Annotated in this window: 17 protein-coding genes; 7 read left to right on the top strand and 10 right to left on the bottom strand. The window is 69.2% G+C overall.

The window, feature by feature from the left end:
• Positions 1-214: 214 nt before the first annotated feature.
• Together HXX10_RS11275 and HXX10_RS11270 are read right to left on the bottom strand one after the other, a co-directional pair.
• A complete protein-coding gene (locus HXX10_RS11275) occupies positions 215-1,810 on the bottom strand; it encodes a gamma-glutamyltransferase family protein (protein WP_296522301.1) in 1,596 nt (531 codons plus the stop codon).
• A 135-nt stretch (positions 1,811-1,945) separates the two neighbouring features.
• Entirely contained in the window at positions 1,946-4,030 is a 2,085-nt protein-coding gene (locus HXX10_RS11270; protein WP_296522300.1) for a M3 family metallopeptidase, read from the bottom strand.
• Positions 4,031-4,198: 168 nt separating this feature from the next.
• On the opposite strand from HXX10_RS11270, the gene HXX10_RS11265 reads away from it, so the two are divergent.
• The 4 genes from HXX10_RS11265 (at position 4,199) to HXX10_RS11250 (ending at position 8,589) form a co-directional block, all read left to right on the top strand.
• On the top strand, positions 4,199-4,459 hold the full coding sequence (locus tag HXX10_RS11265; RefSeq protein ID WP_296522299.1) for a hypothetical protein: 261 nt from the start codon (positions 4,199-4,201) through the stop codon (positions 4,457-4,459).
• 686 nt (positions 4,460-5,145) lie between these two features.
• Positions 5,146-6,276 (top strand): type III PLP-dependent enzyme, encoded by a 1,131-nt coding sequence (locus tag HXX10_RS11260; RefSeq protein ID WP_296522298.1) that lies wholly within the window; start codon positions 5,146-5,148, stop codon positions 6,274-6,276.
• Positions 6,277-6,449: 173 nt separating this feature from the next.
• Positions 6,450-7,022: a GNAT family N-acetyltransferase gene (locus HXX10_RS11255; RefSeq protein ID WP_296522297.1), complete on the top strand. Its 573-nt coding sequence runs from the start codon at positions 6,450-6,452 to the stop codon at positions 7,020-7,022.
• Positions 7,023-7,158: 136 nt separating this feature from the next.
• Positions 7,159-8,589, top strand: coding sequence for a homospermidine synthase (locus HXX10_RS11250; RefSeq protein WP_296522296.1), 1,431 nt, complete (start codon positions 7,159-7,161; stop codon positions 8,587-8,589).
• A gap of 122 nt (positions 8,590-8,711) precedes the next feature.
• Here HXX10_RS11250 and HXX10_RS11245 read toward each other — a convergent pair whose 3' ends face one another.
• The 4 genes from HXX10_RS11245 to HXX10_RS11230 are packed head-to-tail and all read right to left on the bottom strand — an operon-like array spanning position 8,712 to position 12,869.
• Positions 8,712-9,890, bottom strand: a complete 1,179-nt coding sequence (locus tag HXX10_RS11245) for an ABC transporter permease (protein ID WP_296522295.1) — start codon at positions 9,888-9,890, stop codon at positions 8,712-8,714.
• Between the two features lies 1 nt (position 9,891).
• Positions 9,892-11,052: an FtsX-like permease family protein gene (locus HXX10_RS11240; RefSeq protein ID WP_296522294.1), complete on the bottom strand. Its 1,161-nt coding sequence runs from the start codon at positions 11,050-11,052 to the stop codon at positions 9,892-9,894.
• The gene (locus tag HXX10_RS11235; RefSeq protein WP_296522293.1) at positions 11,049-11,744 is read right to left on the bottom strand and encodes an ABC transporter ATP-binding protein; all 696 of its coding nucleotides are present in this window, start codon (positions 11,742-11,744) and stop codon (positions 11,049-11,051) included. Before HXX10_RS11235 ends, HXX10_RS11240 begins: the two co-directional genes overlap by 4 nt.
• A 36-nt stretch (positions 11,745-11,780) precedes the next feature.
• Positions 11,781-12,869: an efflux RND transporter periplasmic adaptor subunit gene (locus tag HXX10_RS11230; RefSeq protein ID WP_296522292.1), complete on the bottom strand. Its 1,089-nt coding sequence runs from the start codon at positions 12,867-12,869 to the stop codon at positions 11,781-11,783.
• 290 nt (positions 12,870-13,159) lie between these two features.
• Between HXX10_RS11230 and HXX10_RS11225 the strand changes: the two genes are divergently transcribed.
• Entirely contained in the window at positions 13,160-13,894 is a 735-nt protein-coding gene (locus HXX10_RS11225; protein WP_296522291.1) for a glutathione S-transferase, read from the top strand.
• Positions 13,895-13,927: 33 nt separating this feature from the next.
• On the opposite strand, the gene HXX10_RS11220 is transcribed toward HXX10_RS11225, so the two are convergent.
• Entirely contained in the window at positions 13,928-14,677 is a 750-nt protein-coding gene (locus HXX10_RS11220; protein WP_296522290.1) for a methyltransferase domain-containing protein, read from the bottom strand.
• Positions 14,678-14,997: 320 nt separating this feature from the next.
• Positions 14,998-16,173 (bottom strand): acetyl-CoA C-acetyltransferase, encoded by a 1,176-nt coding sequence (locus tag HXX10_RS11215; protein WP_296522289.1) that lies wholly within the window; start codon positions 16,171-16,173, stop codon positions 14,998-15,000.
• Positions 16,174-16,613: 440 nt separating this feature from the next.
• On the opposite strand from HXX10_RS11215, the gene phaR reads away from it, so the two are divergent.
• Positions 16,614-17,225, top strand: a complete 612-nt coding sequence (phaR, locus tag HXX10_RS11210) for a polyhydroxyalkanoate synthesis repressor PhaR (RefSeq protein ID WP_296522288.1) — start codon at positions 16,614-16,616, stop codon at positions 17,223-17,225.
• Positions 17,226-17,372: 147 nt separating this feature from the next.
• On the opposite strand, the gene HXX10_RS11205 is transcribed toward phaR, so the two are convergent.
• Positions 17,373-18,512 carry an alpha/beta hydrolase gene (locus tag HXX10_RS11205; RefSeq protein WP_296522287.1) on the bottom strand — a complete coding sequence of 380 codons (1,140 nt, stop codon included), beginning with the start codon at positions 18,510-18,512 and terminating at the stop codon, positions 17,373-17,375.
• Between the two features lie 80 nt (positions 18,513-18,592).
• Between HXX10_RS11205 and HXX10_RS11200 the strand changes: the two genes are divergently transcribed.
• Positions 18,593-19,273 carry a TetR/AcrR family transcriptional regulator gene (locus HXX10_RS11200; protein WP_296522286.1) on the top strand — a complete coding sequence of 227 codons (681 nt, stop codon included), beginning with the start codon at positions 18,593-18,595 and terminating at the stop codon, positions 19,271-19,273.
• A gap of 74 nt (positions 19,274-19,347) precedes the next feature.
• Here HXX10_RS11200 and HXX10_RS11195 read toward each other — a convergent pair whose 3' ends face one another.
• Entirely contained in the window at positions 19,348-21,120 is a 1,773-nt protein-coding gene (locus tag HXX10_RS11195) for a bifunctional diguanylate cyclase/phosphodiesterase (protein ID WP_296522285.1), read from the bottom strand.
• Positions 21,121-21,208: the final 88 nt, after the last annotated feature.

Here is a 21,208-nt window from a genome sequence, read left to right as displayed (position 1 = left end):
TCCGCGCAGGCAAGGGCTTTGCAGAAATCCCTTCGTCGTCCTGGGGCGGCGCGAAGCGCCGAGCCCGGGACCCATAACCCCTGTCTTTCGTAAGCCACCTGCACCGGGAATATGGATTCCGGGCTCGCGGACCTGCGGTCCGCGCCCCGGAATGACTGATTATGCAAAGCCCTCGCCTTCGCGGAGCACGACGAAGGAAGGGCTTCGCGAGACGTCACACCCCGGCGGCGCCGCCGTCGGCGCGCGGGTCGTGCCCGCCTTCCAGCGTGCCGTCCGGGTGCAGCAGCACGGCGCCGGCATGGCCCATGGTCCCCGAATAGGGCTGGTCCAGCACCTCGACGTCGTGGCCGGCCGACAGGAGCTGGTCGACCAGCCGGTCGGCGAAGCGCGGCTCGAGCCGGAGATTGTCGCGCGCGGCCCCCCAGGTGCGGCCGAGCAGCCAGCGCGGCGCGTCGAGCGCCTGGTCGAGCGTTTGGCGGAACATGACGTGGCGGGTGAACACGGCGGCTTGCGTCTGCGGCTGGCCGTCGCCCCCCATGGTGCCGTAGGCCATCACCCGGCCGTCCTTCAGCACGGCCAGCGCCGGGTTCAGCGTGTGGAACGGCAGCCGGCCGGGCGCGAGCGCCCGGAGCGCCTTCGGATCGAGCGAGAAGCTGGCGCCGCGGTTCTGCATCAGCACGCCGGTCCTGGGCAGCACGCAGCCGGAGCCGAATTCCCAGTAGATCGACTGGATATAGGAGACGACGAGCCCGCTCGAATCGGCCGCGCCCATCCACACGGTATCGCCCTTGGCGGGCTTGTGCGGCCACGGCGCCGCCTTGCGGCCATCGATCTTCTGGACCTCGACGTCGAGGAACTTTTTGTCGAGGAAGTTTTCGGCCGGTGCCGGCAATCGGTCCGGGTCGGTGACGACGCGGTCGCGAACGACAAAAGCCCGCTTGGTCGCCTCGACCAGCCCGTGGACATGGTCGAAGCCCTCGGCCTGCGTCACCCGCAGGCGGTCGAACAGCGCCAGGATGATCAGCGAGGCGAGACCCTGGGTGGGCGGCGGCGCGTTGTGGACGGTGCCGACCGAGAGCGCGGCCGACAGTGGCGCCGCTACGTATGCGCGTTGCGCCTCGAGGTCGGCGCGCGTCACCGGGCTGCCGATGTGGTCGAGATCGGCGGCGATCTCGCGGCCGACATCGCCGCGATAGAAGTCGTCGAGCCCGGCATGGGCGAGATGATCGAGGGTTTCGGCGAGCCGGGCCTGCGTCATCCGCGTGCCGGCCGCCGGCACCTTGCCGTCGGCGAGAAAGACGTTCGCGTAACCGGGCGCCTTGGCGAGATCGGCGAGATGCGTCGTCGTGAGCTCGGCTTGGCTGGCGCTCACCACATAGCCCTCGCGCGCCGCCCGGTTGGCCGGGGCGAGCAGCAGGTCGAGCGGCATCTTCCCGCCCGACGCCTTGGCGGCCTCCAAGGCGAGCGCCCAGCCGCCGACCGCGCCCGGCACCGTCAGGGCGGCGAGCGGCCCGCGGGTCGGGATCGTGTCGTAGCCGTGCTCGCGATAGAGCTCGGGGCGGGCCTTCGCGCCGGCCCGGCCGGGCGCCATCAGGGCGCGCACCTTGCCGGAGGGCTCGCGCACCAGCCAGAACCCGTCGCCGCCGACATGCGTCATGTGCGGATAGACGGCGGCGATCATGGCGCCCATGGCCACCATGGCCTCGAGCGCGTTGCCGCCCTCGGCCAGCACGGCGCGGCCCGCCTCGGCGGCGGCATGATGGGGAGCGGCGGCGACGCCGCGGCGATGTCCGGCGGTGTGGAGATCCATGAATGCGGGAGTAGCGATTAACGCCGTAGGGCGCAATGAGCACAGCGAATTGCGCCGCTCATGCACTGATGCCGTGTCGACGCGTTTCACCCGTTTCTTACGGCGCAATTCGCTGCGCTCATTGCACCCTACGAACTACGCCACTTCGGCGAGCCCGCGCTTCTTCAGCAGCGCGTCGGCCTCGGGCAGGCGGCCGCGGAAGGCGACATAGGCGTCGGCGGGATCGCGCGAGCCGCCGGCGGCGTAGACGTGGTCGTGCAGCTTCTTGGCCACGGAAGGGTCGAACACGTCGCCGGTCTCCTCGAAGGCCGCGAAGGCGTCGGCGTCCATCACCTCGGACCACATGTAGCTGTAATAGGCCGCCGCGTAGCCGCCGCCCGAGAACACATGGGTGAAGTGCGGCGGCCGGTGCCGCATGACGATTTCTTCCGGCATGCCGATGCGCGCCAGCGCCTCGCGCTCGAAGCTTTTGGGATCGATGCCGGCCGCCTGCTCAGGGCTGAGCGCGTGGAAATCCATGTCGACCAGGGCCGAGGCGACGTATTCCACCGTGGCAAAGCCCTGGCCAAAAGTGCGGGCGTGGGCGAGGCGCTCGATCAGCTCGTCCGGCATCGGCTCGCCCGTGACGGCGTGGCGGGCGAAGCTTTTCAGCACCTCGGGGCGCTCCAGCCAATGCTCGTAGAGCTGCGAGGGCAGCTCGACGAAGTCGGTGGAGACGCCGGTCCCCGAGATGGTCGGATAGGTGACGTCCGACAAGAGGCCATGCAGCGCGTGACCGAACTCGTGGAACAGCGTGCGGCCGTCGTCGAACGACAGGAGCGCCGGCTCGCCCGGCGCCGGCTTGGCGAAGTTCATCACGTTGACGATCAGCGGCAGCACCTCGCCGTCGAGCTTCTCCTGGCGTCGCAGCGACGTCATCCAGGCGCCCGACCGCTTGGAGCTGCGGGCGAAATAGTCGCCGAAGAACAGGCCGACTTTTCGCCCGCCCGGGCCCGTCACCTCCCACACCCGCACGTCGGGGTGCCAGACCGGCACATCATGGCGCTCGGCGAAGCCGAGCCCGAACAGCTTTTGTGCGGTGTCGAAGGCGGCGGCGATCATGCGGTCGAGGGGCAGATAGGGCCGCACCTCGTCCTCGTCGATGCCGTAGCGCGCCTTGCGCAGCTTCTCGGCGTAATAGCGCCAGTCCCAGGCGGCGAGCGGGAAATTGCCGCCCTCCTGGCGGATCATCTCCTGCATGGCGTCGCGGTCGGCGAGCGCGCGGGCGCGGGCCGGCGTCCACACCCGGTCCAGCAGCTCACGCACATTGGCCGGCGTCTTGGCCATGGCGTCCTCGAGCCGGTAGGCCGCGAAGCTGTCGTAGCCGAGGAGCTTGGCCCGCTCGGCGCGCAGCCGGATCGTCTCGGCGATGACGGCGGTGTTGTCGGTCGGCCCACCGTTCTCGCCGCGCGCCGCCCAGGCCCGGAACGCCTGCTCGCGAAGATCGCGCCGCTCGGAGGCGCGCAAGAATCCCTCGACGCTGGAGCGCGCCAGCGTGATCGCGTGCTTGCCGGCGAGCCCGCGGTCCTGCGCGGCGGCGCCGGCCTCCTCGCGGGCCGAGCCGGACAGCCCGGCGAGATCGGCCGCGCCGTCCAGCGCCAGCACATAGGACTGCTCGTCGGCCAGCACGTTCTGGCTGAAAGTGGTGCCCAGCGTCGCCAGCCGCCGGGTGATCTCGGCGAGCCGCGCCTTGGCGGCCGCATCGAGGCCGGCGCCGGAGCGGCGGAAGGTGAGCGAATAGCGCTCCAGCACCCGCGCCTGCTCGGGCGCCAAGCCTTCGCCGTCGCCCAGCGCGGTGATTCGTGCATAGAGGCGGCCGTCGGTGCGCACCGCATTGGCGTGCGCCGCGAGCCGCGGCGACAGGGTGCGCTCGAGCCCCAGGAGGGCGTCGTTGGTGTGGGCGCCGGCCAGCACGTGGAACACGGCCGCGACCCGCGACAGCGTGCGGCCGCTGCGCTCCAGCGCTGCGATGGTGTTCTCAAAGGTCGGTTCCGCCGGGTCGGTGGCGATCCGCTCGATCTCGGCGCGGTGCTCGGCCAGCGCGGCGTCGAAGGCCGGCTCGAACTGCTCCGGCGCGAATGCCGCGAAAGGCGGCGCCTCGAACGGCGTCGCCCAGGGGGCCAGCAGCGGATTGTCCTGCGAGGCGGTACGGTCGGCCGGGGTCGTCGGGGTTGTTGTCATGAGAAACCGGGTCGGAGGGTTGCGCCGGGCGTCGGTCGGGATCGCAGTCAGTCTATGGCTGCCTATATAAGGCGGGGTGCGACGTCCGCTACCCGGCCCGCGGCCGGCGGAGGCTTGACGCGGTCGGGGTTTCGTGGAGAGTCCCGGCCGAAGAACGAGGATTTGCCCGTGCTCGATACCGTCTCCAAGCCCGCCCACCGCCGCATCGCCTGGCAGAGCGTCATCACGGTGCTCGGCGCCACCGTGCTGATCGGGGCCGAGGTGTTCGGGGCTGCCTTCGCGGGCGGCTGGGCGCTGGCCAATCTGTTCGGCCTCGGCGACCTCGGCGAGTACGCCCTGACCGGCGCCTTGCTGGTGCTCGGCGTCGTCGTGATGGTGCAGTTCGTCCGCGGCGGCATGGCGGTCGAGCCGTTCACGACCCGCGGCTGATCGCGGCTTTCGCCGCGCGCGACCTCACGTCCCGGTTTTCTCACGGCCTTCGCCGACGCCTCTCTCCCATGCACATTTGCGCCTGGTGGCTCTGCTTGCGCCACCCGACTCTGGCGCCACGCCGCGAGCGTTAAAGCTCCGCCAACTTTTCCGAATATTTTTATCGGTCGACGGCCGCGTCGTGGGTCGCAAACATCTTGCACCCCCGGGACAAATCGCTTAAGTGACCCCTGCCCAATTTCGCACGTGCCTGTGGCCGTGTGTCGATCGGTGGGCATCCGGACAAGAGGCCGGACAGCCGCCCGGAGTGAGATCACGACGATCTTCTGGTCCTCAGGGACCTGCTCGATCGCCGGATTGCTTGAGCTCCGAACACTTGATCGACAGCCGGAGGCGAAACCGGCGCACCCCGTTCTCCCCGGGGGACGCGGCTTAAAGCAACGACGGAGCGGGCTTTTTTGGTCTCTGCCGGTTTCCACCACCGGCTCGGGTCGCCGAAGAGGCTTGTTCATCATTGCCGGGCGTGCGGATCGGGGACTCCCCTTTCCAATCCAAGGCAGCACGGACGGTCGAAGAGCCGTTTGCGTCGCACGCGTCCCCATCGCGCGTGGTCGCAGAGGCGTCTCCGCCCGCACCCACATCCGGGGGCCATCGCCGCCCCCGCCTAGCCTGTTGGGGAGAGCGCCATGACTGAGCGCATCCGCGAGTTCCTGCGCCATCGCCGCGACGACGGTCCGTGCCTCGTCGTCGATCTCGATGTCGTGCGCGAGAACTATGTCGCCTTCGCCCGTGCCCTGCCGGACACGAGGGTGTTCTACGCCGTCAAGGCGAACCCCGCCCCGGAGGTGCTGTCGCTGCTCGCCTCGCTCGGCTCCTGCTTCGACGCCGCCTCGGTTCCGGAGATCGAGATGGTGCTCGCCGCCGGCGCCGCGCCGGACCGCATCTCGTTCGGCAACACGATCAAGAAGGAGCGCGACGTCGCGCGCGCCTTTGCGCTCGGCGTCCGCCTGTTCGCGGTCGACAGCAAGGCCGAGGTCGAGAAGATTTCTCGCGCGGCGCCGGGGGCCAGGGTCTTCTGCCGCTTCCTCTACGACTGCGCCGGCGCCGAGTGGCCGCTGTCGCGGAAATTCGGCTGCGATCCGGCCATGGCCGTGGACGTGCTCGAGCACGCGCTACGGCTCGGCCTGGAGCCCTATGGCGTGTCGTTCCATGTCGGCTCGCAGCAGCGCAATGTCCGCTCGTGGGATCGCGCCCTGAAGTCGGCCGGGCAGATCTTCCGGGCGTGCTCCGAGCGCGGCATCCAGCTCTCGATGGTCAATCTGGGCGGCGGCTTCCCGACCCGCTACCTCAAGAAGGTGGCGGCCGTGGAGAGCTACGGCCGTGCGATCTTCCGGGCGCTGTGCAAGCATTTCGGCAATGCGATCCCGGAGACCATCATCGAGCCCGGCCGCGGCATGGTCGGCAATGCCGGCGTGATCGAGGCCGAGGTCGTGCTGGTCTCGACCAAGAGCGAGAAGGACGAGCTGCGCTGGGTCTATCTCGACATCGGCAAGTTCGGCGGTCTCGCCGAGACCATGGACGAGGCGATCCGCTATCCGATCCGCACGCCGCGCGACGGCGACCGCACGACCGGCTGCGTGCTCGCCGGCCCGACCTGCGATTCGGCCGACGTGATGTACGAGAAGAGCCCGTACCCGCTCCCGGTCAGCCTGGAGATCGGCGACAAGCTGCTGATCGAAGGCACCGGCGCCTACACGTCGACCTACTCGGCGGTGGCGTTCAACGGCTTCGCGCCGCTGAGGACGTACCACATCTGAGGGCGCCGAACCTCTGAGCCGTCATGCCGGGCTCGTCCCGGGCATCCACGACCAGCGTTCGCTCGAATGAAGAACGTGGATGGCCGGGACAAGCCCGGCCATGACGGACGGAGCTTTTCCACTCCCCGCCCAGGATTCGTCCGGGCTCGCTGTCGTCGGCGAGGGATACTGCCATGATCACCATCCTGTCCGAGCGGCCGGCCGATGTGCCGGCCCGAGAAGCCCTGCTCGACCGCGCCTTCGGCCCGTGCCGCTTCGCCAAGAGCTCGGAGCGCCTGCGCGTCGGCAATGCGCCGGCCGAAGGGCTCGCGCTCGTCGCCGTCGAAACCGGTCAGGACGGACACGAGCGTCTCGTCGGCACGGTGCGGCTGTGGCCGGTCGCCGCCGGCGGCCGCGACGTGCTGCTGCTCGGCCCGCTCGCCGTCGATCCGGACCGGCAGGGCCGTGGCATCGGGGCCGCCCTGATGCGGCGGGCGCTCGCCGAGGCGGCGCGGCGCGGCCATGCCGCCGTGCTGCTGGTCGGCGACGCGCCCTATTATTCGGGTTTCGGCTTTTCGGCCGCGGCCGCGGCGGGCTTGGCGATGCCGAGCGGCCACGAGCCGCGGCTGCTCGCCCGCGAGCTTCTGCCCGGCGCGCTGTTCGGCGCGGTCGGGACGGTCACGCAGCGGTCCCTGTCCGGGGCCGCGAGGAGGGCGGTTCGCCGCGCCTCCCGCCGTGCCGGCATGAGCCTGCCGCAGGCGGCTTGATCTTTGCCGTCGTTTGTCGTTCACGAGGGCACGCCATTTTGGTGGCGCGCTCCTCACCTCCCCCTGGAGGGGAGGGTGAGCACCGCGCCGTGCCGTCTCGTCTTCCACTCACTTCTTGTTTCGGAGCACCCGCGCAATGACCACCTGGCCCGTGCATGCCCGAATCGACGGACCGATCGTCATGATCGGGTTCGGCTCGATCGGGAAGGGAACCCTGCCGCTGATCGAGCGGCACTTTCAGTTCGACAAGTCGCGCCTCGTCGTCATCGATCCGGACGATCGCGACCGCCACATCCTCGACGAGCGCGGCATCCGCTTCATCCACGAGGCGATCAACAAGGACAATTATCGCGAGCTGCTGAGCCCCCTCCTCACCAAGGGGGAGGGGCGCGGCTTCTGCGTCAACCTGTCGGTCGACACCTCGTCGGTCGACATCATGGAGCTGTGCCGCGAGCTCGGCGTGTTCTACATCGACACGGTCGCGGAGCCGTGGCCCGGCTTCTATTTCGACAAGTCGGCGAGCACGGCGGCGCGCACCAATTACCGCTTGCGCGAGCGGGTGCTGGAGGCGCGGCGGCGCCGGCCGGGCGGCATCACGGCGGTGTCGTGCTGCGGCGCCAATCCCGGCATGGTGTCGTGGTTCGTCAAGCAGGCGCTACTCGACATCGCGCGTGACACCGGGCTGGAGACGGTCGAGCCCAAGACCCGCGAGGGCTGGGGCCGGCTCGCCCAAAGGCTCGGCGTCAAGGGCATCCACATCGCCGAGCGCGACACCCAGCGGGCCAAGCAGCCGAAGCCGCAGAACGTGTTCGTCAACACCTGGTCGGTCGAGGGCTTCCTGTCCGAGGGCATGCAGCCGGCCGAGCTCGGCTGGGGCACCCACGAGACCTGGATGCCGCAGAACGGCCGCACCCACGAAGGCGGCTGCGGCGCCGGCATCTATCTGCTGCAGCCGGGCGCCAACACGCGGGTGCGCTCGTGGACGCCGACCGCGCAGGCCCAGTACGGATTCCTGGTGACGCACAACGAGGCGATCTCGATCGCCGACTACCTGACGGTGCGGGACGGCGGCGACGTCGTCTACCGGCCGACCTGCCACTATGCCTATCACCCGGCCAACGACGCCGTGCTGTCGCTGCACGAGCTGTTCGGCGCCGCCGGCAAGCGGCAGGACAAGATCCATATTTTGGACGAGAACGAGATCGTCGACGGCATCGACGAGCTCGGCGTGCTGGTCTACGGCCACGCCAAGAACGCCTACTGGTACGGCTCGCAGCTCTCCATCGACGAGACCCGCGAGCTGGCGCCCTATCAGAACGCCACCGGCCTGCAGGTCACCTCGGCCGTGCTGGCCGGCATGGTGTGGGCCTTGGAAAATCCGGAGGCCGGCATCGTCGAGGCCGACGACATGGATTTCCGCCGTTGTCTCGAAGTCCAGCGGCCCTATCTCGGCCCGGTGATCGGCACCTACACGGACTGGACGCCGCTCACCGACCGCCCCGGCATGTTCCCGGAGGACATCGACGAAAGCGACCCCTGGCAGTTCAGGAACGTCCTGGTGGGGTGAGTTTCAGATCGTCGTTCCGGGGCGCGGACGTCAGTCCGCGAGCCCGGAACCCATAACCCCGGTCTGTGTGTATGGATTCCGGGCTCGCCGCTGCGCGGCGCCCCGGAATGACGGACGAAAATCTACCCCTGCAGCCCCTGGACGATCGGCATCCTGGCGGCCCGGATCGCCGGCAGCAGGCCGCCGATCAGGCCGACCACGAGGGCGAGCACGACGCCCTGGCCGATCAGCGCCGGAGTGAGGCGGAAGCTGAACACGACCTGGGTGAAGCTGGCCCCGAGCGTCGAGGCCGAGAAGCCGTCGAACACCAGCCAGGTGATCAGCGCGCCGACGACGCCGCCGATCCCGGCGAGCAGCAGTGATTCGACCAGCGTGCCGACGAAGGCCGCAAAGCCGCCGAAGCCGATCGCCCGGAGCGTCGCGATCTCGACCGAGCGCGAGGCGACCGACGAGTACATGGTGTTGAGGGCGCCGGCGAGCGCGCCGAACGCCATGGCGATGGCGAGCGGCCAGCCGAGCGTCTGGATCAGGTCGGAGGTCTGCGACGACTGCTCGGCGAAATAGTCCTGCTCCGACTTGACGTCGAGCTTGAGGCGCGGGTCGCCGTCGTTGAACGCCTTCAGCGTCGCGAGCGCGTCCGGCCCGGTGAGCCGCGCGCGAAGAGTCTGGAAGGTGTTGTTGCGGTTGAACAGGCTCTGCACCACCGGCAGGTCGGCCCAGATCTCCGACTCGAACACGCTGCCGTCGGCCTCGAACACGCCGACCACGGTCCACTGGCCGGTGGCGAAGCGCACGCTGCGGCCGAGCTCGAAGCCCTGGAACTCGCGCACCAGGCTTTTTCCCACCACCACCTCGTTGCTGCCGGGCGCGAACATGCGGCCCTCGACGAGCCGAATGCCGCGGCGCAGCGCCGCGCCGCTTTCGCCGATGCCGCGCAGCGGCAGGTTGGCCTTGGTCCCGGTGCTGCGCTTGATGCCGTCGACGACGAGATAGAGCTCGGCCGAAGTGAGCGGCTTGCCCTGGGCGTCGCGGGCGATGCCGGGGGCATCCTCGAGCAGGCGCACCTGGTCGCGGGCGATGACGCTGTTGAGCTCGGCCCGGGCGCCAGCGCGCAGCACGATGGCGACGTCGTCGGCGCCCGAGCTCGCCAGCGTGCGGCGGAAGCCGGCCGACATGGCCAGGAACGACAACAGCACCATCACGACCAGCGCCACGGCGACGACGGTCGACAGCGACAGCCAAAATCGCTGCGGGATGCTCATGAGATTGATGCGGGTGACCGCCAGAACCTGCTTGAGCATGTCAGCCGCGCCCCATTCCCTCGGCGATCCGCAGCCGGAACGCGTTGAGCGCCGGCACCAGGCCGGTGGCGATCCCGAGCAGGATCATGAATCCGAACGCCGCGAGCACGATGCCGGCGCTCATGGTGAGGCCGGGCACGAACATCGCGAGACTCCGGCGCATGAACAGCGTCGCCACGGTGGCGAGGCCCATGCCGAGCGTGCCGCCGATCAGCGCCAGCAGCAGGGTCTCGCCGAGCACCAGGCGCAGCACCCGGGCGCCCGAGAAGCCGAGCGTCTTCAGCACGGCGATCTCGCGGGTGCGCTCGCGCACCGCCATCACCATGGTGTTGCCGACGATCATCAGGATGGTGACGAAGGCGGCGCCCACCACCAGCGTGACGATCAGGGCGATGTTGCCGAGCTGCGCCACGAAGGCCTTGTTGAAGGCCTTCTCGGTGTCGGTCGCGGTCTCGTAGGACGAGTTGGCGAACATCGCGTCGATCGCCTTCGAGATCTGGTCGTTCAGCCCGGCCGACGCCGTCTTGATGATCAGCCAGCCGATCGTGTCCTTGCCGAACGAGCGGGTCTCGTCGAAATACGGGAACTGGATGAACATCGCATTGGTGTCGGCCTGCGGCTTGTTCTTGCCGTAGATGCCGACGATGGTGACGTCCCAGGTGTGCGACCCGCTCTTCTGCGAGAAGATGCTGCTCGAGACCGGGATGCGGTCGCCGACCTTCCAGCCCCATTTCTCGGCGAGCTGCTCGCCGACCAGCGCAGCCGTCCGGTTGCGGATGAAGGCCTGGGTCATCTCCGGCGTGAAGGTGAAGTCGGTCGCCGTCAGCCTGAGATAGCTCTCCGGCTCGATCGCCAGCACCACCATGAAATTCTTCGGATCCTGATAGTAGCCGCCGAACCAGTTGGCGAAGGTGACCTGGCGCACCCCCTCGATGCCGGCGATCCGGTTGAAATAGGCGATCGGCAGCGGCTGGGTGAAGTTGATCTTGTTGACCACCACCAGTCGGTCGGCCTCGGAGACGTCCTCGCCGGCGTTGAAGGCGCGCTCGAACGAGGCCAGCACCCCGAAGATCGCGAAGGCGATCAGGATCGAGACGATCATCAGGATCGCCCGCAGCTTCTTGCGGAACAGATTCTTGCGGATCAGCAGGAAGTCGTTCACGCCGCGAGCTCCTTCTCCTCGAAGTGCCCCTTGTCGAGGTGGAGGGTGCGCTTGGCGTAGCGGGCGGCGGCCGGATCGTGCGTCACCATCACGATGGTCTTGCCGAGATCGCGGTTGAGGATCTTCAGCATGCCGAGAATCTCGTCGGCCGAGGTGCGGTCGAGGTCGCCGGTCGGCTCGTCGCAGAGCAGCAGCTTGGGGTCCGACACGATCGCGCGGGCGATGGCGACGCGCTGCTGCTGGCCGCCCGACATCTCGCGCGGATAGTGCTTGGCGCGATCGGCGAGATTGACGATGGTTAGCGCGGTGTCGACATGCTTGCGCCGCTCCGCCTTGCCGAGCCGGGTGAGCAGCAGCGGCAGCTCGACGTTCTGGGCGGCGGTCAGCATCGGCATCAGATTGTAGAACTGGAACACGAAGCCGATATTGGCGGCGCGCCAGCGCGCCAGCTCGCCCTCCGACAGCGTGTCGATGCGCGAGCCGGCGATGGCGACCTCGCCGGCGTCGGGCCGGTCGATGCCGCCGAGCAGGTTCAGCAGCGTCGACTTGCCGGAGCCGGACGGGCCCATCACGGCGACGAAGTCGCCGGCCGGGATCGCCAGATCGAGATGTTCGAAGATCGTGATCGCGTCCTTGCCTTTGACGAAGCCTTTGCTGACGCCGGCGAGGCGAACCAGGGACGTGTCGGACATCGACGCTTTCTCTCTGCTGGGCGCGCGGGAAACGGTCTATCGGGAGGCCGAGCTGCGCTCGGCGGCCGCGGCGGCGTCGTCCTCGACGAACGTCACCTTGACGGCCATGTCCGGCAGGATGCGCGGATCCTTCTGCCGGAAGCCGATCCGCACCCGCACGGTCGCCTTCTCGCGGTTGGCGGTCGGCACGATGGCGATCACATAGGCCGGGATCGTCCAGTCCGGATAGGCGTCGAGCACGGCCTTGACGTCTCCGCCCTTGAGGACGCGGCCGATGAAGGCCTCGTTGACGTCGACCTCGACCTCGATCGAGTCCATGTCGACGATGGTGCAGATGCCGGTGCGGGTGAAGCTGCCGCCCGCCGACATCGGCGACACCATCTCGCCGGCCTGGGCGCTGCGGTCGACCACGACGCCGCTGAACGGCGCCTTGACGCTGTGCTGCTCCAGCACCTCGCCCCACCGCTGCGCCTCGAGGCGCGCGGTTCCGAGCTGGGCCTGCGCCTGGGCGAGCTGGGCCCGCAGCACGTGCACGCGCGCCCGGGTGCGGGTGAGGTCGGCCTCGCTGGCGAAGCTCTTCTGCGACAGGCTTTCGGTGCGGGCGAAGATGCGCTCCGCCTCGGCCAGATCCGCCGTGATGGCGTTGACGGCGGCCTCGGCGGCGGAGACGCGCGAGCGCGACAGCGCCAGGTCGGTCTCGGTGAGCTTGCTGTAGAGGCGGGCGACCACCTGCCCGGCCTCGACCACCATGCCCTCCTCGACCAGAACCTCGGTCACCTTGCCGGTGATCTCGGCCGCCACCGTCGCCTTGCGGCGGGCCACCACATAGCCGGAGGCGGAGAGGCCGGCCCGCGGGCGGGCCGCCGGGGCCGGCTGGCCGGCGGACGGCCCGCCGGAAGACTGGCCGGAGGTGGCTGGAACCGGGGCGGGGGGCGCGGCATCGGCCACGGTCTGGGCCGGACGCGGCGGGGTGCCGCCGGCCACGACGAACCAGACGCCGGCGGCGGCCGCGAGGCCGACCGCCAAGCCGCCGATCAGCGCCGGCCACAGGCGGCGCTGCGGCGCTGCGGCGGGCGCGGTCCGGTCGATCGACAGCGAGTGCAACAGCCTGGTCCGATCGTCCATCTCGCGCTCCGAGAACGGCCCCACCGTCCGGATGACGTCGGGTCGCGTCTCGCGTCACGACCTCGGGGATACGGTCCGGAACGCGCTCCGGACCAGCCGATCGGGACGACGGCCCTGAAATACGGTGGCGACCGACCTAGCGCAACATCGTGACGGTCGCGTGGTCGATATTTCGCCGGTCTCCCGCGATGGTACATGGCCGCGCCCCTGATCTCCGGGCGTGCCCGCCGCGGCCGGTCGAACTGGCGCGAGCCTTGTGCGTTGACGCTGGTCTGCAGCGAGGCCGACCGATGTCCTACGAGCTCTATTACTGGCCGACCATTCAGGGCCGCGGCGAGTTCGTCCGTCTCGCCCTCGAGGAGGCGGCGGCACCCTATGTCGATGTCGCCCGCATGCCGGCGCCGGACGGCGGCGTGCCGGCCATGATGGCTCTCCTCGACGGCGACAGCGTGCCGCACCCGCCCTTTGCGCCGCCCTTTCTCAAATCCGGCCGGCTGCTGATCGGCCAGACGGCAGCCATCCTGGCCTATCTGGGTGAGCGCCACGGGCTGGCGCCCAAGTCCGAGGCCGGGCGGCTTTGGGTTCACCAGATCCAGCTCACGGTCGCCGACCTCGTCACCGAGGCGCACGACACCCATCATCCGATCGCCTCGAGCCTCTATTACGAGGACCAGAAGAAAGAAGCGGCGCGCCGGGCCGAGGGCTTCCGCAACGTCCGGGCGGAAAAGTTTCTCGGCTGGTTCGAGACCATCTTGGAGCGCAACGGCAGCGGGACCGGCGCCGGCACCTGGCTGGCCGGACGCTCGCTCAGCTATGCGGACCTCTCGGTGTTCCAGGTGGTCGAGGGGCTGCGCTTCGCCTTCCCGAAAACGATGATGCGGCTGGAGCGCAAGCTGCCGCGCCTCGTGGCGCTGCACGACCGGGTGGCGGCGCGCCCGCGCATCAAGGCCTACCTCACCTCGGAACGCCGGCTGCCGTTCAACCAGATGGGCATTTTCCGGCACTACCCGGAGCTGGATCCGTGATGGGGTAACCCCCGGCCGCGCGACGAACGCCGATCAGATCGTGGCGTCGCGCGCCACCGCGCCCGGTGCCGGCAGCGCCGGCTCGAGGCTCGGCACCAGGCGGCGCTTCTCGCGACGGGCCGGGGCGGCGCGGTAGACCTGCTTGGTCGCCTCGACGATGTGGACGCCGGCGAACGGCGCCGAGATGGTCGCGCCGGTGCGCTCCCAGGCGACCGCCGAGCGCATGAACCAGCGCTTGCCGATCGGCGGCATGTAGAGAGCCTCGCCCCACGACGTTGGAGTGAACGAGGATTCGCGCAGCAGGTCGACGATCTGCGAGCGCGAATAGGGCCGGCCATAGCCGAACGGCGTCGTGTCCATGCGGGCCCACAGGCCGCGGCGGTTGGGGATCACCACCAGGATGCGGCCGCTGCCGGCCAGCACCCGCCATACCTCGCGCAGCAGCGACAGCCCGTCCTCCGACATCTCGAGGGCATGCACCAGCAGCACCCGGTCGACCGCGGAATCGGGGAGCGGCAGGTCGTATTCCTCGACCAGCGCCGCGAGTGTCGGTCGCTCCGAGGGCCAGCGCACCACGCCCTGCTGGGCCGGCATGAAGGCGAGGCAGCGCTCGGCATGCTCGCGGAACAGGCCGAGATAGGGCGTCGGATAGCCGATGCCGAGCACCCGCTGGCCGCGTGTGTCGGTCCAGCGCGCCCGGATGCCCCGGCCGATGAAGCGTCGCGCCACCTTTCCGAGTTGCTGGGCATAGAAGTTGCGCAGATCGACGACGTCGAGCGACATGGACCTATCGCAGTGGCGGCCATGGCCGGACAGGCCGGCCCGGGACCGTCGGGGCGATGGCGCGCGCCCCGCACTTCGCGGACGTCGCCGTGATGCGGCCGGCGGGTCTTGCCGGAGCCGCACGGGAACGACGCGGGCGATCAAACGTCAGAGCGGGCCCGAACGCAAATCGATATCGAGCCAAATCGATATCGACTTGCACGCGGACCCGCCCGGTCTTCGCGGGGACGGGCGGCCCTGGCCGCCCGTCCTTGACATTCTTAGGGGGCACCGGTCGTTGCGAACCGGGGTTCACCTTGTCGGCACAGGCTCCGGAGCGCTCAGCGCTCCAGGCACATGGCGATGCCCATGCCGCCGCCGATGCACAGCGTGGCGAGGCCCTTCTTGGCGTCGCGCTTGGCCATCTCGTGCAGCAGCGTCACCAGGATGCGGGTGCCCGAGGCGCCGATCGGATGGCCGAGCGCGATGGCGCCACCATTGACGTTGATCTTGCTGGTGTCCCAGCCGAGATCCTTGTTCACCGCCAGCGCCTGGGCCGCGAACGCCTCGTTGGCCTCGACCAGATCGAGCTGCTCGTGGGTCCAGCCGGCCTTCTTCAGGGCCGCGCGGGTGGCCGGGATCGGGCCCGTCCCCATGATGGCCGGGTCGACGCCGGCATGCGCCCAGGAGGCGATGCGGGCGAGGATCGGATGGCCGCCCTTCTCGGCGTCGCTGCGGCGCATCAGCACCACCATGGCGGCGCCGTCGTTGATGCCGGAGGCATTGGCGGCCGTCACGCCGCCTTCCTTGTCGAACGCCGGCCGGACCTTCTGGAGCTGGTCGATGGTGACGCCGTGGCGCGGGAACTCGTCGGTGTCGACCACCGTGTCGCCCTTCTTGGACTTGATCGTCACCGGGATGATCTCGTCCTTGAAGCGGCCGGACTTCTGGGCGGCTTCCGCCTTGTTCTGCGAGCCGACCGCGAACTCGTCCTGCTCCTGCTTGGTGATCTGCCACTTCTTGGCGACGTTCTCGGCCGTGACGCCCATGTGGTAGCCATGGAAGGCGTCGAACAGGCCGTCGCGCAGCAAGGTGTCGACCAGCTCGAGATTGCCCATCTTCACGCCCGTGCGCAGATAGGCGAAGTGCGGCGACAGCGTCATCGACTCCTGGCCGCCGGCCACCACGACATGGTTGCCGCCGTCGAGGAGCTGCTGGGCGCCGAGCGCCACCGAGCGAAGGCCCGAGCCGCAGAGCTGGTTGATGCCCCAGGCCGGCGCTTCCACCGGGATGCCGGCATTGATCGAGGCCTGACGGGCCGGGTTCTGGCCCTGACCGGCGACCAGGATCTGGCCGATGATGACCTCGGACACGTCCTTCGCCTCGACCTTGGCGCGCTCGAGCGCGGCCTTGATCGCGATCTTGCCCAGATCATGGGCCGGAAGGGTGCTGAACGCTCCGTTGAAGTTGCCGACCGGCGTGCGCGCCGCACCGACGATGACGATGTCTTCTGCCATTTTAGCTAGCTCCCTGGTTCCAATTGACGGCGGCCGCGGCGAACCTCGCCGGACGCGCCGCGTGGTGTCGCGGGCCCCGTTCGGTCGTGACCTCGATTATCGGTTTTCTCCGATGGTTGTCGGGCATCCCCGACGACCGGTCAATGACGAGCTTTGCACGGCGGCGCGTACCTCGACAATCGGCGACGACGATCGACGATGCCGATCGGTGACGCCGATCGCGGTCGGCCGCCGGTCTCCACGGTCGGCCCGGCCTGCGGGCGCGCACGGCGCACGCAGGCGGGACCGGCTTCGTCGATTTTGCGGGTGCTCACACAAAACGGTAGCCGACGCCGAAGATTTCGCCTATTTTTTGTTCCCTGAGTTCATTTTGGGGCGAGCGCAACCCACATCCGCACCGAGATCCTCATCGGACATCCCAGTTGCAGAGCGAACGCGTCATGGCCAAGCCTGAAGCCCCGGTGATCATCAAGAAATACGCCAATCGCCGTCTCTACAACACCGGTACGAGCACGTATGTCACGCTCGAGGATCTCGCCGGCATGTTGAAATCCGGCGAGGATTTCGTCGTCTACGACGCCAAGACGGGCGAGGACATCACCCGGTCGGTGTTGACCCAGATCATCTTCGAGCAGGAGGGCAAGCAGGGCCAGAACCTCTTGCCGATCACGTTCCTGCGCCAGCTCATCCGGTTCTACGGCGACAGCATGCAGATGCTGGTGCCGCGCTATCTGGAGAGCTCGCTCGACCTGTTCTCGCGCGAGCAGTCGAAGTTCCGCGAGCAGATGACCCAGGCCTGGGGCGTCGGCGGATTCGGCCCCCTCGGCACGATGGAGGACCAGGTGCGGCGGAACATGGAGATGTTCCAGCGCGCCTTCACGATGTTCACGCCGTTCGCGCGTCGCGAGGGGGGCGAGGGCCCGGAGCCCGAGAAGACCGAGGCGCCGCACGCCCAGGCCGGCGAGATCGACGTGCTGCGCCGCCAGCTCGAGGACATGCAGAAGCGGCTCGAGCGGCTCAGCGAGTCCGACAAGGACAAGGACAAGAGCTGACGGCGAGCCGTCCGCGCCGCCTGAAGAGCGTGTCGCGCGATCGGCTCCGCCTCGCGGACGGCCGGGCTCGGCCCCGGCCCGGAGCCCGCGGTTCCGGTAGGCTCCCGCGACTCCGGACGAACCGCGCCGGCGATCCTGAGCCGGCGATCACGCCATGAAACGGGCAAACCAGTCGAGCATCCGTCGCGGCTCGCGCTGGAAGTAGGTGTACCCGTCCCACCGCCGCGTCGTTCCCTCGATCCAGTGCAGCGCCTTGTCCGCGGCCGGGATGTTGTCGAACATCGCCTGGATGTCGCTCGGCCGTGTGTAGAGGTCGTCGCGCACCTGATACAGGAAGGTCGGGATCCGCACGCTCTTCGCCCAGTGAACCGGTGAGAACTGATCGATCGAGAAGCTCGTCTGCAGCCGGATGCGCGTGTTCAGATCCGCCATGTAGGTGAGGGGAATGCCGAGCCTTTCGAGCGCGCGTTCGAGCGCCACACCGCTCGACAGGGGCTGCGGCGCGACCATGCAGCGCACGCCGTCGAACACCGCGGGCCGCCGCTCCATCGCGAACATCGTGGCGTTCGCGCCGGCGCAGCGGCTGAACAGCCCGATCGTCATGTGGCGGGTGTCGTCGCGGTTGCGCACATAGCTCAGCGAGCCGACGACGTCGCGGGACTCGTAGCGGCCGACGGAGAAGATGCCTCCATTGGCCCTGCCGCTGTGTCCGAAATTGCGCATGTCGTAGGCGAGCACGTTGTAGCCGGCGTCATGGAGGATCCTGTAGTCCGGCACGAAGTCGACCTCGAAATCGTTGCCGGTGGCGCCGCCGAACGATCTCCACGGTTCCAGGTGGGACGGGAGACCGGCCCGGTTGAACCAGCGCGGATGGTTGGCGATGACGATCCGGTCCGATCCGGGCCGCGGGATGAACCAGCCCTCGAGCGGGACGCCGTCTTCCGACGGGAACCAGACGTTCTCGTAGGCCAGCCCGGCTTCGTCGGGCCAGTGCAGGATCGGCGCGTTCGGCCAGGAGCGGAAACCGTCGGCCAGTCTCTGCAGCGTGGCCTCGATCTGATCGGGTGCCATGGGGTTCTCCCTTGCGACTTGGATTCCGGCGGTGGACGGCGGACCGGCATCCCGGCCTCTCGCCGTCGCCGATGCGCGGTCCGCGACGGCGATCGGCCATGCCATCGCCGACAACGCGACGGCACGACGAGACAGCGCCACAGCACCGGATCCGTCGGCGCCGGAGGCGGGCGAGGAGGTGGAGCCGCGTTTTTCGGGGATCTGTCCGATGGTCATGGAGCCTCTCCTTCCGACAGCCGCCGGGACGTCCGTCCGGACGCCTCGGTCGTTTGCGCCCGGCCGCTCGGCATCGATATATGAAGCAGACCCGCACTTTGGATTCGCATATGCCCGTCAGGCCGCGACCGGCCCTGAAGCCCCGGAAGACACCGCGTCAGGCCCGGTCGACCGCGACCGTCGACGCCATTTTCGAGGCATTCGTTCAGGTTCTGCGGTCACACGGCCCGCGCCGATTGACGACCACGCGGGTCGCCGAACGCGCCGGCGTGTCGGTGGGGACGATGTATCAGTACTTCCCGAACAAGCAGGCCCTGCTCCGCGCCGTGATCGAGCGCTATCTCGGTGAGGTGGCCGACGCCGTGGAGGAGGCCTGCCGCGGCCACATGGGCCGGCCAGTCGCCGTCGCCTCGGACGCCTTGGTGTCCGCCTACGTCCTCGCCAAGACGAAGGACGTCGAGACGTCCCGGGCCCTCTACCTCGCAGCGGCGGAGGTGGAGGTGACGGAGCTCGTGAACGCGACCTTCGCGCGGCTCCACGAGGCGACCGTGCGGCTCCTGAGTAGCACGCCGGATGCGCGCTTCGAGCCGGTCGAGGAAGTGGCCTTCTTCGTGATCTCGGCGGTCACGGGGGCGACGCGCGTCGCCGTCGAGACCAAGTCCGACCGCGACGCCCTCGACCAGTTCCGCCTCGGGATGGCGGCGATGTGTCGGGCCTTCCTCCGGGACGCGGCGATCGTTCGGGCGGGTCCGGCCGACTAGCTGCGGCGCGCCCGTTTCCGGCGCTCGTCAGGACACCTGTTCGTCAGGACGCATGGTGCGCACCGACTCCGCCGTCATCCCGCCGCCACCTCGCAAGGGGCTGCGCCGAGCCATGGCGGGTCGACCTGGCCGAGGCCGATCAGCCGACCCTGCAGGTACTCGCAGCCCCACGAGGCGAGCAGTGCCGCGCCTTCCTCGTCCTGCACCCATTCGGCGACCGTCTCCAGGCCGAGCCGGTGGGCCAGATCCAGGAAGGTCTGCACGAAGGCGCGGTCGTCCTCCGAGCGGGTGATGTTCTGCACGAAGGCGCCGTCGATCTTGACGATGTCGACGCCGAGCTTGCGCAAGTTGCGGAACGACGTGTAGCCGGCGCCGAAATCGTCGATGGCGACACGACAGCCGAGATCCTTTGACCGCGCCACGAAGCCGCGGGTCTCGTCGATGTCCTTGATGGCGGCCGTCTCGGTGATCTCGATCACCAGCCGCCGGGCGATCTCCGGATGGCCGCGCAGGCCGGCGTTGAGGGCCTCCCACCAGTCGACGTCGCTGGTCGAGGCGGGCGACACGTTGACGCTGGCGCAGAATGCCGGCGTGCGCTTCATCTCGTCCAGCAGCAACTCGAGCACGCGATGGTCGAGGAGCCGAATCAATCCGAGCCGCTCGGCGATCGGGACCACCTCGCCGGCAGCGATCAGGCCGCCGTCCGAGCGACGGATCCGCATCAGGCATTCGTGGAAGGCGGGGACGCGCGTGTCGGTGTGTACCACCGGCTCGAAGGCGATGCGCACCCGCCGGTCGTTGAGGGCGGTGATGATCTCGTCGCTGGTGCGCACGCTGGCGCGGCGCAGCGCGTCGCGCTCGACATTCGGCTGGTAGCCGTGGAACGAGCCCCAGCGCTTCGACTGGGCGATCTCCAGCGCCTCCTTGGATCGGCTCAGCACGTCGTGCACCGAGCGGGCGTGGCGCGGCACATTGACGCCGCCGACCGAGGCCGTGACGGCGACCGGACCCGCCTTGGTCTGGACGACGCCGTCGCGCACGCCAGCGAGCAGCCGCTCCGCCGCGATCTTGATGTCGTCGGGCGTGCATTGCTTGAGGATGATGCCGAACTTGTTGCCGGAGTAGCGGCCCAGGTGGTCGCCGGCCCGCATTCTCGCGCGCAGCCGCTTGGCCACTGCGGCGATGACGTCGTCGGCGACCTCGTAGCCATAGGCCTCGTTGATGCGGCCGACATTGTCGATGGCGAGCAGCAGGAACCCGCAGGAGGCACGATACCGCACCGTCTCCTCGACGGTCGCGGCCAGGATCTCGGTCATATGCCAGCGGTTCATCTCGCCGGTGAGGTCGTCGAACCGCGACAGATAGGCGAGCCGCTCCTCGCGGGCGCGCCGCTCGGTGATGACCCGCACGACGCCGTGCACCCGCGCCGGCTCGCCGCGGCTGCCTGCGAACCAGCGGCCGACATCCTCGACCCACAGCGGGTCGCCCTGGTGGCCGGGCGGCACGATCGCGTACTGGACCGAGAAGGGCACGCCGTCGCCGGAGTCGGTGCCGCCCGAGCGCATCACGGCGTCGAACCGTGTCGTCCCGGTGTCCGGCGCCATCAGGCGGGCGAAGGCGCGGCCGGTGGCGAACGCCTCGGCATCCGTGACGGCGAGCACGTCGGCCGCATTGGCCCCCCAGGCGAGACTGTCCGAGACGATGTCCCAGGCATAGGGGACGTCGCCGATCGAGATCAGGACGTCGCAGGCGTTGAGGGGTTTCGCGCACGCCCCCGGGGCCGGCGGACCGGCGGCAGCGGCGAGCGTTCCCGGAAGCGGGCAGGCGGTCGTCTCGATTCGGGTCACGTCGGAGCGATCCTCGGTGAGGACGGACGGGCGGCGTGGGGCGACAGCCTAGTCGGAAACGGTTAAGGAATTGGTAACTTCCAGGCGG

Source organism: Rhodoplanes sp. (assembly GCF_013377085.1).
Lineage (GTDB): Bacteria > Pseudomonadota > Alphaproteobacteria > Rhizobiales > Xanthobacteraceae > Rhodoplanes.
The sequence above is the reverse complement of the archived record's forward strand: the minus strand, read 5'-3'. Positions and strand labels throughout refer to the sequence as shown.

Coding starts and splice junctions, on each gene's coding strand:
- HXX10_RS11275 (WP_296522301.1), bottom strand. CDS start 1,810: ATGGATCTCCACACCGCCGGACATCGCCGCGGCGTCGCCGCCGCTCCC.
- HXX10_RS11270 (WP_296522300.1), bottom strand. CDS start 4,030: ATGACAACAACCCCGACGACCCCGGCCGACCGTACCGCCTCGCAGGAC.
- HXX10_RS11260 (WP_296522298.1), top strand. CDS start 5,146: ATGACTGAGCGCATCCGCGAGTTCCTGCGCCATCGCCGCGACGACGGT.
- HXX10_RS11255 (WP_296522297.1), top strand. CDS start 6,450: ATGATCACCATCCTGTCCGAGCGGCCGGCCGATGTGCCGGCCCGAGAA.
- HXX10_RS11250 (WP_296522296.1), top strand. CDS start 7,159: ATGACCACCTGGCCCGTGCATGCCCGAATCGACGGACCGATCGTCATG.
- HXX10_RS11245 (WP_296522295.1), bottom strand. CDS start 9,890: ATGCTCAAGCAGGTTCTGGCGGTCACCCGCATCAATCTCATGAGCATC.
- HXX10_RS11235 (WP_296522293.1), bottom strand. CDS start 11,744: ATGTCCGACACGTCCCTGGTTCGCCTCGCCGGCGTCAGCAAAGGCTTC.
- HXX10_RS11230 (WP_296522292.1), bottom strand. CDS start 12,869: ATGGACGATCGGACCAGGCTGTTGCACTCGCTGTCGATCGACCGGACC.
- HXX10_RS11225 (WP_296522291.1), top strand. CDS start 13,160: ATGTCCTACGAGCTCTATTACTGGCCGACCATTCAGGGCCGCGGCGAG.
- HXX10_RS11220 (WP_296522290.1), bottom strand. CDS start 14,677: ATGTCGCTCGACGTCGTCGATCTGCGCAACTTCTATGCCCAGCAACTC.
- HXX10_RS11215 (WP_296522289.1), bottom strand. CDS start 16,173: ATGGCAGAAGACATCGTCATCGTCGGTGCGGCGCGCACGCCGGTCGGC.
- phaR (WP_296522288.1), top strand. CDS start 16,614: ATGGCCAAGCCTGAAGCCCCGGTGATCATCAAGAAATACGCCAATCGC.
- HXX10_RS11205 (WP_296522287.1), bottom strand. CDS start 18,512: ATGACCATCGGACAGATCCCCGAAAAACGCGGCTCCACCTCCTCGCCC.
- HXX10_RS11200 (WP_296522286.1), top strand. CDS start 18,593: ATGAAGCAGACCCGCACTTTGGATTCGCATATGCCCGTCAGGCCGCGA.